This window comes from Rathayibacter sp. PhB151 (assembly GCF_004366415.1).
In the GTDB taxonomy this organism is placed as follows: domain Bacteria; phylum Actinomycetota; class Actinomycetes; order Actinomycetales; family Microbacteriaceae; genus Rathayibacter; species Rathayibacter festucae.
The window spans coordinates 357,397-369,976 of sequence record NZ_SOEN01000008.1; the positions used below are offsets into that span (position 1 = coordinate 357,397).

Genomic DNA, 12,580 nt, shown 5'->3' on the forward strand with positions numbered 1-12,580 from the left:
CGGGCGTCTGGAGATCCACCGCCCGCTCCCGGGTTGTACCACGTCTGCGTCCAGCCGCAACCACCTGAACTCCCAGGCGGCTCGCCTCTACCGTCGAGGGAGGCGACCGCAGCAGCGGCCCGCCGCACACCGAGTGAGACATCAAGGAGCACTACCGTGTCGCAGATCATCGAGACCGTCGACGTCAACGTCCCCGTGTCCGTCGCGTACAACCAGTGGACCCAGTTCGAGGAGTTCCCCAAGTTCCTCGACGAGGTCGAGTCCATCCAGCAGGTCACCGACGTCCTCACCGTCTGGAAGGTGAAGGTCGGCCCCGTCGAGCGCGAGTTCGAGGCCAACATCACCGAGCAGCACCCCGACGAGCGCGTCGCCTGGAACAGCACCGGCGGCGAGACCGACCACGCCGGCGTCGTCACCTTCCACAAGCTCTCGGACACCGAGACCCGCGTCACCGTGCAGCTCGACTGGGAGCCCGAGGGCTTCCTCGAGACCGTCGGCTCGCTCGTCGGCGCCGGCAGCCACGCGGTCAAGAAGGACCTCAAGAACTTCAAGGAGTACATCGAGTCCAAGGGCTCGCCGGACGGCGCCTGGCGCGGCGACGTCGAGGCCTGAGCCACGATGACCGACGACAGCACCCCGGACGCCGGGACTCCTGAGGACGGCGGCCTCGGCACCGAGGGCACCATCCCCGACTCCGAGGACGGGATCGCCCTGGGCGTCTCGGGCGACTCGCACTTCAACCCCGAGGAGGACGCCCCGAGCGACTCCGAGGGCGAGGCCGACGAGAAGTAGCAGAACGATGTGAAGGGCCGGAGGCGGTGACGCCCCCGGCCCTTCGTCGTGTCAGCGCCAGGCCCGTGCGTACTGCGGCGGCACCAGCCCGAGCGGAGCCCCCAGCTCGCGCGCCATCCGCGACGGCGCGTGCGGGTCGCGCAGCAGCTCGCGCGCCAGCAGCACCACGTCCGCGTCACCGCCCGCCACCACGCCCTCGGCCTGCTCGGCCGTCGTGATCAGCCCGACCGCCCCGACGGGAGCGCCGGTCGCCCGGCCCACCTCGCGCGCGAACGGCACCTGGTAGAGCGGCGCCACCGGGATGTCGGTCCCCTTCACGAGCCCGCCGGTCGAGACGTCGAAGAGGTCGACTCCCTCGTCGCGCGCCCACTCCGAGACCCGGATCGTCTCCTCGAGCGTCCAACCGCCCTCGGCCCAGTCGGTGGCGGAGAAGCGCACCAGCAGCGGCTGCTCGCCGATCTCGGCCCGCACCGCGCGGACGACCTCGAGCAGGAGCCGCGCGCGGTTCTCCAGCGATCCGCCGTAGGCGTCCTCGCGGTGGTTCGAAAGCGGCGAGAGGAACTGGTGCAGCAGGTAGCCGTGCGCCGCGTGCAGCTCGATCACGTCGAAGCCGGCGTCCACGGCACGGCGGGCGGAGGCGCGGAACGCCTCGACGAGGCCCGGCAGCTCCTCGGCGTCGAGCGCCCGCGGCATCGCGTAGCCCTCGAACGCGACGGCGGAGGGGGCGACCGTCTCCCAGCCGCCCTCGTCGACGGGCACGGAGCCGCGCCCGCTCCACTCGCGGTAGGTCGACGCCTTGCGGCCCGCGTGCGCGAGCTGGATGCCGGCGAGGGCCCCCTGCCCGTGCAGGAAGTCGACGATCGGCGCCCAGGCCGCCTGCTGCTCGTCGTTCCAGAGCCCGGTGTCCCAGGGGCTAATCCGCCCCTCGGGAACGACGCCGGTCGCCTCGACGATCACGACGCCCGCCCCGCCGCGCGCGAGCGAGCCGAGGTGCACGAGGTGCCACGGCGTCGGCACGCCGTCCTGCGCCTCCACCGAGTACTGGCACATCGGCGCGGCCCAGACGCGGTTGCGCGCCGTGCGGGAGCGGAGGGTCAGCGGCTGGAAGAGGGCGGGGGAGTCGGCGGTGGTGCGAGGTGCGTCGGTCATCTCAGGGCCAACCGACGGAGCGGCCCGGGTATGCCCGCTGTCGCGCGGCGGCCGTCCCCCTGACGCGACGCCGCCGCCCCGCCGGCGCCCGGCGCGGCCCTCCGAGGGACGCCCCGCGCGACGCTCAGCGCGGCCAGGTCGCCCCGGGCGCCTCCTGCCAGACCGAGCTCGGCGGCGCGAGCGACTCCAGCTCCTCGAACAGCGCGTCCGGGATGTCGAGCGCGTCGTCCGCGACGAACGCGTCGTAGTGCTCGGCGCTCGTCGCGCCGACCACCGTCGTCGTCACCCGCGGGTCGCGGGTCGAGAACTGCAGGGCGGCGGCGGCGAGCGGCACGCCCGCCCGCTCGCAGGCCTCGCCCATCGCGGCGACCGCGTCGACGATCTCCTGCGGCGCCGGCGCGTAGGCGTAGGTCCGGACCGGCTCGGGCCAGCGCGCGAGCGCCCCGCCGCCGTAGACGGCCGCGTTCACCACGACGACGCCGCGCGCGACGGAAGCGTCGATGAGATCCTCGGAGGAGCGGTCGACCAGCGTGAACCGGTTGTGCGTGATCACCGCGTCGAAGAGCCCGGTGTCGACGTAGTGGCGCAGCATCGGCGCGGGCCCGCCCGAGATGCCGATGGAGAGCGCGACCCCCGCCTCCTTCATCGCGACGAGCGCGCGCACCGGGCCGTCCTCGGCGAAGGCCTCGTCGTAGGAGATCCGCTCCGGGTCGTGCAGGTAGAGCAGCGGCAGCACGTCCATGCCCAGGCGCTCGCGGCTCTCGTCGAGGCTGCGGCGCATCCGCTCGGCCGAGTAGCTGCCGGTCTCCGGGTCGCGGTCGAGCTTCGTGACGACGGTGATCCCCTCCGGGACCCCGCCCCGCGCCCGCAGCGCCTCGCCGATCAGCCGCTCGCTGTGTCCGAGCGCGTACTCGTTGGAGGTGTCGATCACCGAGACGGGGCGGCCGGCGCCGGAGTCGAGCACGCGCTCGAGCGCGGGCACCGTGTCGAGCGAGCCGACGCGGTCGGGGTTCCAGGAGGTGCCGAGGGTGAGCCGGGTCACCAGGGCGCCCGACGGGCCGAAGGGGCGGAGCGCGGAGGGCTGAGAGGTCATCCCGTCAGCTTGGCAGCCGCGCCCGTCGCACGTCGAGGGTTCCGTGCACCGGCAGTTCAGTGCACCAGCAGCTCAGTGCACCTGCAGCTCAGTGCACCAGCGTGCTGAGCCACACCACGACGAACCCGAGCAGCGTCGTCACGAGCGTGCTCAGCACCCGCCGCTTCCACGAGCTGCCGCGCCGCGCCGACATCAGGTAGCCGAGCGCCGCGAGGATCACGACGCCCGCTCCGAGCGCGAGGTAGTACGCCGTCCACTCGTCCAGCACCCCGAGCGGACCGAGCGCGAGCAGCAGCGCCGGCACGACCATCGCGGCGATCATCCCGATCGAGTGCCGGGCGGTGTCCCGCACGGCGGCGAGCACCGTGCGCGGAGTCGGATCCGACTCGGGCAGGCGCGCGATCGTCCCGGAGTAGAGGTGCGCGACCCAGAAGACCGTCACCGAGCCGAGCAGGAACAGCAGGACGTCGAGGTCGGTGTCCTTGTCCCAGCCGACCGCGATCAGCGTGATCGAGAGCACCGTGCCGTAGATCGCACCCTCGGTGCGCATCACCGCGCCGAGCACGCCGACCGCGACCACGGCGCCGGTGCGGGTGGTGACGATCCGCCGCTGCGGCGACGCCTGCTCGAGGGTCGGGGAGTCGTCGGGATCCATGGAGCTCGGCCTTCCGTCGGGCGCGGGCGACCGGCGGCGGACCGGTCTGACCACACCCTAGGGCCTGTGCGCCCGCGGCCGCGTCTTCAGCGGCACGGGCGGCAGAGCGGCGAGCGACGGCGCGACGAAGCCGACCACGTCGGAGTAGTGCTCCTCCTCGCCCGAGCGGACGAACGACCAGCACTTCAGCGACGCGGGCCGGTCGCGCAGCGGCAGCGGGCTCGCCTCGACGACCAAGGCTCCGTCGCTCCGGAAGACCACCCGCGCCGGGACGCCGCGGCGGCGGCCGTCGATCGTGTGGCTCGCGGTGGGGCGGAGTACGCCGTCGCGGCTGTCGAGGCCGATGGAGAGGACGGAGCGGAAGTCGTCCGAGGCGGCGCCCATGCCGATCAGGAAGTCGGGGCCGGTGCCGCGGAGCAGGAACACGACGTCGAGCCCCTTCTCGTGCCGGAGCGCGTACGTCGCGGTCAGCATGCCCCGACCGAAGGAGGCCGCGCGCGCCGCGGACTCCTCGTGGTGGGATCGGGCGTCCTGCTCCCGCATGCGGCACTCCTTCGGGTCTGCGGCTCGGTCGAGTCGCCGCCCCCGCCGCTCGTCGTCCCCTTCACCGTAGAGGAGAGCCGCCCTAGGATCGCCCCGTGCCTCGCATCCCGGACAGCGTCCCCACGCCCGCGCTCGTGCTCGACGAGGCGGTCCTCGACCGCAACATCGCGGCCACCGCCCGCTCGGCCCGCGATCGGGGCGTCGCGCTGCGCCCGCACGCCAAGACCCACAAGTCGATCGAGATCGCCCGGCGGCAGCTGGCGGCCGGCGCGGTCGGCCTCACCGTCGCGACGGTGTCGGAGGCCGAGGTGTTCGCGGCCGGCGGTGTCGAGGACCTCTTCATCGCCTACCCGCTCTGGCTCGACGCCGAGCGCGCGGCCCGGCTGCGCGGTGTGCTCGAGCGGGCGCGGGTCCGGGTCGGCGTCGACTCCGCGGAGTCGGCGCGCCGCCTCGCCGCGGCGATCCCCGCCGGCCTCGAGGTCGTGGTCGAGGTCGACTCCGGCCACCACCGCAGCGGAGTGCCGCCGCAGGAGGCCGGTGCCGTCGCGGCTGCCGCGGCCGAGGCCGGGCTCGACGTGGTCGGTGTGTTCACCTTCCCCGGGCACAGCTACGCCCTCGACGGCCGCCGCGCCGCCGCCCGCGACGAGGCCGTCGCGCTCAGCGCCGCCGCCGTCTCGCTCGCCGACGCCGGAGTCCCGGCCCGCGTGATCAGCGGAGGCTCCACCCCGTCCCTCGAGTTCGCCGACGCCACGGTGCTCACCGAGCTGCGCCCCGGCGTCTCGGCCCTCGGCGACGCGCAGCAGTGGGAGATCGGCACCATCGGCCCGGAGTCGATCGCCGTCACCGTGCTCGCGACGATCGTCGCCCGCCGCGACGACCACCTGATCGCCGACGCCGGCAGCAAGGTGCTCTCCTCCGACCGCGGCGCCGCCTCGACCGGCTTCGGCCGCCTCCTCGAGCACCCCGAGGCCCGCATCACCGTCCTCTCGGAGCACCACGCCACCATCACCGGGGTCGACCTGCCGCTCGGCACCCGGATCCGCATCGCCCCCAACCACGTCTGCGTCGCCGTCAACCTCGCCGACGACTACCGCGTCCTCCGCGCCGACGGCACCACCGCCACCTGGCCCGTCGACGCCCGCGGCCGCAACACCTGACCCCGCTCGCGCCGAGACGTCCTCGAACGGTCGAGGCGTCCAGGTGCTGCTGGACGCCTCGACCAGTGCGGGACGTCTCACCGGCGTGCCGAAGTGCATGGTGCGGCGGTCAGCGCCGCGGCACCCGCAGTCCGACGACCGCGGTCAGCCCGAGCAGCACGAAGGCCGACGCGAAGGCCGCCGTCGGCGACGCCGCGTCCGCGAGGGCCCCCGCCAGCAGCGGCCCGACGACCCCGCCGAGGTCCGACGCCGCCTGGAAGAACGACACCGGCTTCCCGCCGCGCTCGCCCGCCGCATCGCCGACGAGCGCGCCCGGCGCCGTCCCCATGAACGCCGCCGCCGTTCCGTACACGCAGAGCAGCGCGATCAGCAGCCACAGTTCGTGCACCAGCGGCATCGCCAGCATCGCGACGGCCGCGACGGCGAACCCGCCGATCAGCGCCGGCCGCCGCCCGACCGTGTCGACGAAGCGCCCGGCCGGCGCCAGCGCGATCGTCTGCACCACCGCCGCGATGGCGAACGCGATGCCCGTCCAGGCCGGCTCGTCGCCCAGCCCCTCGACGACGAGCACCGGCACGAGCGTCGCGCGCACCCCCATCGCCGACCAGCCGAGCGCGAAGTTCGCGAGCACCGCGCTCTGGTACCGCCGGTCGCGCGCGACCTCGCGCATCGGCTTGGCGACCGCAGTCACCGCCGCCTCGGCGTCCCGGTCCGGCCGCTGCAGCAGCACCAGCCCGACGATCCCGGCGATCGCGAGCGTGCCCGCGTAGAAGAAGAAGGGAGCGGTCAGCGAGATCGCCGTCAGCACGCCGCCGACGGCCGGTCCCGCCATTCCGCCGAGCAGGAAGCCGCCCTGGTAGAAGCCGATCGACCGGCCCCGCCGCTCCGGATCCGCCGTCCGAAGCAGCAGCGTCATCGCCGCGACCGAGAACATCGCGGAGCCGATCCCGCCGGCCCCGCGCAGCAGCAGCAGGTGCGCGTAGTCGCCGGCGAGCCCGACGAGCGCGCTGGAGACCGCGACGATCCCGATGCCGACCGCCAGCACGATGCGCTCGCCGACCCGATCGACGAGCGGCCCGACGAACGGATTCGCGACCAGCCGCATCAGCGCGAAGGCCGACACCACCGCCCCGACCTCGACGTAGCCGACCCCGAAGCTCCGCACGTACACCGGCAGCACCGGCACGACGACGCCGAACCCCAGCATCACGAAGAACGCGACGATCCCGAGGACCTTCACGTCGCGGGGGAGCCGCGCCCCGGGTTCACGGTTCTTCCACGGAGCACGCACCCACCGACGCTACCCCGTGCCTCCGACACTGCGATCCCGGACGGACGGTACCCTCACTCGGATGAGGTGGAGAAGCAGAGCGGCGGCGGTGCTCCTCGCCGCGCCCGTCCTCCTCCTCACCGGCTGCGCGCTCCCCGGGCAGACGCAGGACCCGGCCCTCTGCCCTCCGGTCGAGGAGTCGTGGAACGTCTTCGCGGCGGACCCCGCGACGGCGAACCGCGAGGCGTTCGAGGCCGCCCTCGACGCGCTGAAGTACGAGTCCTCCACCTCGACCGCGGTCGACGCGGCGCGCTCGGCGAAGTATGCACTGCAGAGCACCCTCGCCCGGAAGCCGGTGCGGAATCCGTCCTTCTGGAACGCCCTCGACCTGATCGCCCGCGAGTGCTCCGAGGCCGGCGTCGAGCTCTCCTTCGACGGCCACGGCGAGCCGCTGCCCGCCGTCGGCTGACCCGCCCAGGAATGCCGGGCCGGGACGCGCGTTGTCCTCAGGGATGACTTCCGCAGCAGACCCGTCCACCGTCCCCACGTCCGAGGCCCCCACTCCCGAGGCCCCCACTCCCGAGCAGCGCGCCCTCGTGGTCGGCGCCACCGGCATCGGCGGCTCCGCCCTCGTCGACCTGCTCACCGAGCGCGGCTGGCCCGTGACCGCCCTCTCCCGCCGGCCGATCGCCGAGCGATCCGGCGTCACCCCGCTCTCCGCCGACCTCCGCTCGGCCGAGGACCTCGCCCGCGTGCTCGTCGACGAGAAGCCCACCCACGTCTTCTTCACCGCCTGGTCGCGCCAGGCCACGGAGGAGGAGAACATCGCCGTCAACGGCGGCATGGTCCGCGACCTCCTCGCCGCGCTCTCGCACGCGCCGCTCGAGCACGTCGCGCTGGTCACCGGCCTCAAGCACTACCTCGGCCCGTTCGAGGCGTACGGCCAGGGCGCGATGCCCGACACCCCGTTCCACGAGGAGGAGGAGCGCCTCGACGCGCCCAACTTCTACTACGCGCAGGAGGACGAGCTCTTCGCGGCCGCCGAGCGCGACGGCTTCACCTGGTCGGTGCACCGCTCGCACACCGTGATCGGCCACGCGGTCGGCAACGCGATGAACATGGGCCTCACGCTGGCCGTCGCCGCGTCGATCCACCGCGCGCAGGGCACGCCCTTCGTCTTCCCCGGCTCGCTCACCCAGTGGAACGGTCTCACCGACATGACCGACTCCACCGTCCTCGCCGAGCAGATGCTCTGGGCGTCGACGTCGGAGGCGGGCCGCGACGAGGCGTTCAACGTCGTCAACGGCGACGTCTTCCGCTGGCGCTGGATGTGGTCGCGGATCGCCGAGCACTTCGGCGTCGAGCCCGTCGGCCCCGGCGAGGAGCCGCAGCCCCTCGAGCAGCAGATGGCCGGCGCCGACGAGGTCTGGCAGCGCCTCGTCCGCGAGCACGACCTGATCGAGCCCGACCTCGAGCGCGTCGCCTCCTGGTGGCACACCGATGCCGACCTCGGCCGGCAGATCGAGGTGGTCACCGACATCAGCAAGTCGCGCCTGGCCGGCTTCGGCGCGCACCACCGCACCGTCGACTCCTTCACGGCCCTGTTCGACCGCTACCGCGCGGAGCGCCTGATCCCGTAGGCGCTCGATCCGGCAGGCGCTGGATCCCAGAGGCCCGCGGCGCCGGGTCGGCGGCCCCGTCCGGTCGCCGACCCGTCGCCCGCACGACACCCGGGCGACACCCTGCGTCTCCCCGCGCTGCCTAGCGTCACGGCATGGCGGCGGCGGGGTACGGACGGGTGGGCACCCGGTGATCGAGCGGGTGGACCCGTTCCTCGGCACCGAGGCGACCCTGCTACCGGACGCGACCGGGCTCGCTGCGACCTGGTGGTCGCCGAAGCCGCAGATCGGCAACACGCACCCGGGCGCGACCTTCCCGCTCGGGATGGTGTCCGCCTGCTCCTACTCCGGCGCCTACCCGACCGGCTACGGCCGCTACGACCTTGCGCTCGAGGGCGTCCCGCCGACGATCCAGGACGGCCTCGTCGCCTCGGGCTTCACGCACTTCCAGCAGTCCGGCACCGGCGCGATCCGCAAGTACTACAACTACCTCCGCGTCACGCCGATGCTCGAGCCGCTCGACGAGCTCGGCCGCAGCTGGGCGATCGAGGACGAGGTCGCCGAGCCCGGCTACTACGCCGCGACCCTCTCCTCCGGGATCCGCGCCGAGCTCACCGTCGGCCCCGCCTCGGTCGTGCACCGCTACACCTTCCCCGAGCACCGCAGCGCCCGCGTGGTCGTCGACCTCTCGCTCGGCGGTCTCGCGATCCCGTCCGGAGCGACGATCCCGCTCCGCGCGCAGCTGCACTCGATCTCGCCCGGCGTCGCAGCCGGCGAGGTCGTGATGGAGGGCGCGCCGCTCGCCGTCCACCTCGAGTGCGACGCCCTGCAGTGGCGGCAGATGCTCTGGTACGACCGCCGGCTGATGCCGGGCGGCACCCGGCTCGACTTCGACCACATCCGCCCGACGACCCTGCGCCCGTTCGGGCTGATGTGGGCCGGGCCGAGCACGGCCGGCCAGACCGTCGAGCTGCGGATGGGCTTCTCCCTCCGCGGCACCGAGCGCGCCCGCGAGAACCTGCACCGCGACGTTCCGCCGACGACCGGCGGCTTCGACCAGCGCCGCGACCGCACCCGCAAGACCTGGCGGAAGCGCCTGCGCACGATCGCCGTGGACACTCCCTCGCCCGAGCGCGAGACCGTCTTCGCCACGGCGCTCTACCACTCGCTGATCAAGCCCTGCCTGGCGCCGGACGAGAGCCCGTTCTGGCCGAGCGACGGCCCGTTCGTCTTCGACCTCAGCACCATGTGGGACATCTACCGCACCCAGCTCCCGCTGCTCACCGCGCTCCTGCCCGAGCGCGCCGTCGAGATCGGCGCGGCGCTGCTCACCATCTGCGAGGAGGAGGGCAACTTCCCGATCGGCTACCGGATGGCCAAGGGCAGCGACCGCTTCTCCCGCCAGGGCAGCGCGCTCGCGCACACCTTCCTCGCCGACCTCTGCCGCCTCGGCCTGCCCGGCATCGACTGGGAGGCGGCCCTCGTGCACATGGGCGAGGACCTCAAGCGCACCTACGGCGAGGAGTTCCTGGCGGCGGGGGAGGCGCACCCGATCAGCCACACCCTCGACCTCGCGCACGGCTACTGGTGCACCGCCGTCGTGGCGCGGCACGTCGGCGACCACCTCCTCGCCGACCAGCTCGAGGAGCGGGCGGCGCAGTGGGTGAACGCCTACGACCTGCGCTCCGGCCTGCTCAAGGACTCCACCTACTACGAGGGCACCCGGCACAACTACTCCTTCCGCCTGCTGCACGACATGGCCGGCCGCATCGCGATCAGCGGCGGCGACGACGCCTTCGTCGCGCAGCTGGACGAGTTCTTCGGCTACGGCGCCGAGCCCGTCGTGCAGCCGGGACTGCGCCCGGACCGCGCGGAGATGCTCGCGGGCTCGGCCCTCGGCCGCTTCGAGGGGCTGAACAACGAGCCCGACATGGACGCGCCCTGGGCGTACCACTACGCGGGCCGGCCCGACCGCACGGCCGAGATCGTGCACGGGGTGCTGCACCAGCGCTTCGGCGCGGGCCGCGGCGGTCTGCCCGGCAACGACGACTCCGGTGGCCTGAGCTCCTGGTACGTCTGGGCGAGCCTCGGGCTGTTCCCGGTCGCCGGGCAGGGGCTGCTCCTGGTCAACGCGCCGGCCTTCGCGCGGGCGTCGATCGCGGTGGGCGGGGCGGACGTCGAGCTGCGCACGACCGGTTTCGTCGAGCCGGTGCCGGGTGGCCCCGTGCAGTACGTGCAGTCGGCGGAGCTGAACGGCGCACCGCTCGAGGCGAGCTGGATCACCGCCGCCGAGCTGCACCGCGGCGGCGAGCTGACGCTCCACCTCGGCGCCGAGCCGGCCGGCTGGGGGAGCGCCCCTGAGCACCGCCCGCCGTCGTTCCCGCGGCACTGAGCACCTCCACCGCCTCCACCGCCTCCACCCCGCCCGCCTCCCTCCCGCCCGCACCGATCACCCCTGAAGGAGCACCATGGACCAGAGCACGCACGCCCACACCGTGCAGAACCGACTCGTCATCGTGGTCCGCGCGGATCCGGTGATCTGCGGGCACTCGGTCGAGGCCCGCAACCTCGCCGAGACCGCTCTCGAGCGCGGCTTCGACGAGGTGCGGATCGTCACCTGGCCGATCGAGCGGCTCCAGGCCGCCGGCCTCCCGCTGAAGCCGCTCGACGCCGTCCTCCCCTACAGCGACGGCATCATCGTCGAGCGCCCGGAACCGGTCGGCGACTACAAGGTGCCGGACGGCCGCTTCCTCGCCGGCATGGTCGGCCGCCTGGTCGAGCTGTTCACCGACGGCGTGCCCACAGTCTGCCTCTCCCTCTACCTCAGCCCGCACACCCTCGCGGTGGCGGACGCCCTGCGCGCCGCCTGGAGCACCGGACTCCCGGTCGACGTCACGACGATCGCCGAGGCGGTCGGCTCCGACGTGACGAACGTCGTCCGCCGGGCGGTGGAGGAGGGCCGCCTCGGCGCCGCCGCGCACATCTTCGCCTCGTACCTCTCGCAGGACCACTGCGTCGCCGTCTCCGAGTACACCCGCGACCTGATCGTCGAGGAGGCCGAGCGGATCGACGCAGTGCACGGCACCCGATTCGCCGAGCAGTGCCGCGCGCGCATCGAGATCTCCTACCCGGCGATCGACTCCGACGCCTACACCGGGCTCGACCCGGCCGTCGTCGACGAGGTGGTGCGCGCCCGCGGGCTGCGCACCGACGGCTACGTGCTCTTCCTCTCCCGGCTGACGGAGGCGAAGGGCGTCGAGGACCTGATCGCCGGCTACGAGCGCAGCGCCGTGCACACGGATCGGGAGCTGGTCATCGCCGGCCGCGGACCGCAGGAGGCGGAGCTGCGCCGCCTGGCGGCCGCGTCGCCGCTGGCGCACCGCATCCGCTTCCTCGACGACGTCGGCGACGCGGAGAAGCCCTACCTGATGGCCGGCTGCTCGGCGTTCGTGCTGCCGAGCAAGCCGCGCCCGGAGTTCGTCGAGACCTTCGGCATCGCGCTCGCCGAGAAGATGCTCGCGGGCGGCGGTCCCGTCATCACGACCCTGACCGGCGGCATCGGCGAGGCGGTCGGCGAGCACGCGTTCATCACCCCGGTCGACGCTCCGGACACGATCGCCGCGCTGCTCGACCACGTGGTGCTCGAGCTGACGGCGGAGGACCGGGCGCAGCGGGCCGTCGCGGCGCGCGAGTACGCCCTGCAGTTCGACCGCCGCCGAGTGTTCGACCGGATGTTCGCCCGCCTCGGGCGCCCGGTGCAGGCGGGACAGGCCGCCTAGGCGCCGCCCTCGGCCGCGACAGCCAGGCGGTAGCGGACGAAGCGGAGGGTGAAGCTGTGCCGGTCGCCGACGCCGAGGCGCTCCGCCAGCACGCGGATGCCGAGCACGGCGACGACGCGCCACCACTCGAGCTCGTCGGAGACGACGGCGGTGAACTCGTCGCCGGGTCGGACGTCATCGGGATCCGTGCCGGGGGCCCCGGCGCTGGAGCGCGGGGCGGTGGTCGTGTCGAGCATGGCGCCGACTCCTGTCGGCAGGCCTCGCGGGAGCGCTTCGGGTGCGCCGCGCACCCGGATGCCGGGCCCACGAGAGGGGGAGCTCGCTACCCGGCATCCGGTCATGCGCGCGGTCACGGGGTCGAGCCCGCCGGAACGAACCCGGACCGCACTCGAAGTGTAGGCCTGCGCCCTGGGCGTGGCGCGAAATGTCAAGCGCTTGCAAGGCAGTTCGGAGAGTCCGACAGATATCGGCGAAGTCGATGCCGGCCGGTCCTTCAGGGGCGACCGGCGCCAGTCGGCGAGCG

At 73.7% G+C, this 12,580-nt stretch carries 13 protein-coding genes; 7 read left to right on the forward strand and 6 right to left on the reverse strand.

From position 1 onward, the window contains the following. The first annotated feature begins 156 nt into the window (after nucleotides 1-156). Together EDF35_RS15350 and EDF35_RS20890 are read left to right on the forward strand one after the other, a co-directional pair. On the forward strand, nucleotides 157-612 hold the full coding sequence (locus tag EDF35_RS15350; protein WP_123446671.1) for an SRPBCC family protein: 456 nt from the start codon (nucleotides 157-159) through the stop codon (nucleotides 610-612). Nucleotides 613-618: 6 nt separating this feature from the next. Continuing rightward, nucleotides 619-792, forward strand: a complete 174-nt coding sequence (locus EDF35_RS20890; RefSeq protein WP_166674131.1) for a hypothetical protein — start codon at nucleotides 619-621, stop codon at nucleotides 790-792. Between the two features lie 51 nt (nucleotides 793-843). On the opposite strand, the gene EDF35_RS15355 is transcribed toward EDF35_RS20890, so the two are convergent. The 4 genes from EDF35_RS15355 to EDF35_RS15370 form a co-directional block, all read right to left on the reverse strand. Then, nucleotides 844-1,941, reverse strand: coding sequence for an NADH:flavin oxidoreductase/NADH oxidase (locus EDF35_RS15355; RefSeq protein WP_133962960.1), 1,098 nt, complete (start codon nucleotides 1,939-1,941; stop codon nucleotides 844-846). Nucleotides 1,942-2,065: 124 nt separating this feature from the next. After that, the gene (locus EDF35_RS15360; RefSeq protein ID WP_133962961.1) at nucleotides 2,066-3,034 is read right to left on the reverse strand and encodes an aldo/keto reductase; all 969 of its coding nucleotides are present in this window, start codon (nucleotides 3,032-3,034) and stop codon (nucleotides 2,066-2,068) included. An 88-nt stretch (nucleotides 3,035-3,122) separates the two neighbouring features. Further along, entirely contained in the window at nucleotides 3,123-3,689 is a 567-nt protein-coding gene (locus EDF35_RS15365; protein WP_133962962.1) for a hypothetical protein, read from the reverse strand. Nucleotides 3,690-3,746: 57 nt separating this feature from the next. Then, nucleotides 3,747-4,232, reverse strand: a complete 486-nt coding sequence (locus EDF35_RS15370) for a hypothetical protein (protein ID WP_133962963.1) — start codon at nucleotides 4,230-4,232, stop codon at nucleotides 3,747-3,749. Between the two features lie 95 nt (nucleotides 4,233-4,327). Here EDF35_RS15370 and EDF35_RS15375 point away from each other — a divergent pair, with 95 nt between their 5' ends. Next, nucleotides 4,328-5,389: an alanine racemase gene (locus tag EDF35_RS15375; protein ID WP_123705413.1), complete on the forward strand. Its 1,062-nt coding sequence runs from the start codon at nucleotides 4,328-4,330 to the stop codon at nucleotides 5,387-5,389. A 109-nt stretch (nucleotides 5,390-5,498) separates the two neighbouring features. Here EDF35_RS15375 and EDF35_RS15380 read toward each other — a convergent pair whose 3' ends face one another. Next, nucleotides 5,499-6,680: an MFS transporter gene (locus EDF35_RS15380; protein ID WP_243840005.1), complete on the reverse strand. Its 1,182-nt coding sequence runs from the start codon at nucleotides 6,678-6,680 to the stop codon at nucleotides 5,499-5,501. Between the two features lie 61 nt (nucleotides 6,681-6,741). Between EDF35_RS15380 and EDF35_RS15385 the strand changes: the two genes are divergently transcribed. The 4 genes from EDF35_RS15385 to EDF35_RS15400 all read left to right on the forward strand — a co-directional run bounded on the left by EDF35_RS15385 (nucleotide 6,742) and on the right by EDF35_RS15400 (nucleotide 12,057). Beyond that, complete coding sequence (locus tag EDF35_RS15385) at nucleotides 6,742-7,128, forward strand: hypothetical protein (protein ID WP_133962964.1); 387 nt, start codon at nucleotides 6,742-6,744, stop codon at nucleotides 7,126-7,128. 43 nt (nucleotides 7,129-7,171) lie between these two features. Further along, complete coding sequence (locus EDF35_RS15390) at nucleotides 7,172-8,299, forward strand: SDR family oxidoreductase (RefSeq protein ID WP_133962965.1); 1,128 nt, start codon at nucleotides 7,172-7,174, stop codon at nucleotides 8,297-8,299. Between the two features lie 169 nt (nucleotides 8,300-8,468). Continuing rightward, nucleotides 8,469-10,670, forward strand: a complete 2,202-nt coding sequence (locus tag EDF35_RS15395; protein WP_133962966.1) for a glycoside hydrolase domain-containing protein — start codon at nucleotides 8,469-8,471, stop codon at nucleotides 10,668-10,670. Between the two features lie 76 nt (nucleotides 10,671-10,746). Further along, a complete protein-coding gene (locus EDF35_RS15400) occupies nucleotides 10,747-12,057 on the forward strand; it encodes a glycosyltransferase family 4 protein (protein WP_133962967.1) in 1,311 nt (436 codons plus the stop codon). Here EDF35_RS15400 and EDF35_RS15405 read toward each other — a convergent pair. Continuing rightward, entirely contained in the window at nucleotides 12,054-12,293 is a 240-nt protein-coding gene (locus EDF35_RS15405) for a hypothetical protein (RefSeq protein WP_133962968.1), read from the reverse strand. The two genes, EDF35_RS15400 and EDF35_RS15405, sit on opposite strands and share 4 nt — an antisense overlap. Between the last annotated feature and the right edge of the window lie 287 nt (nucleotides 12,294-12,580).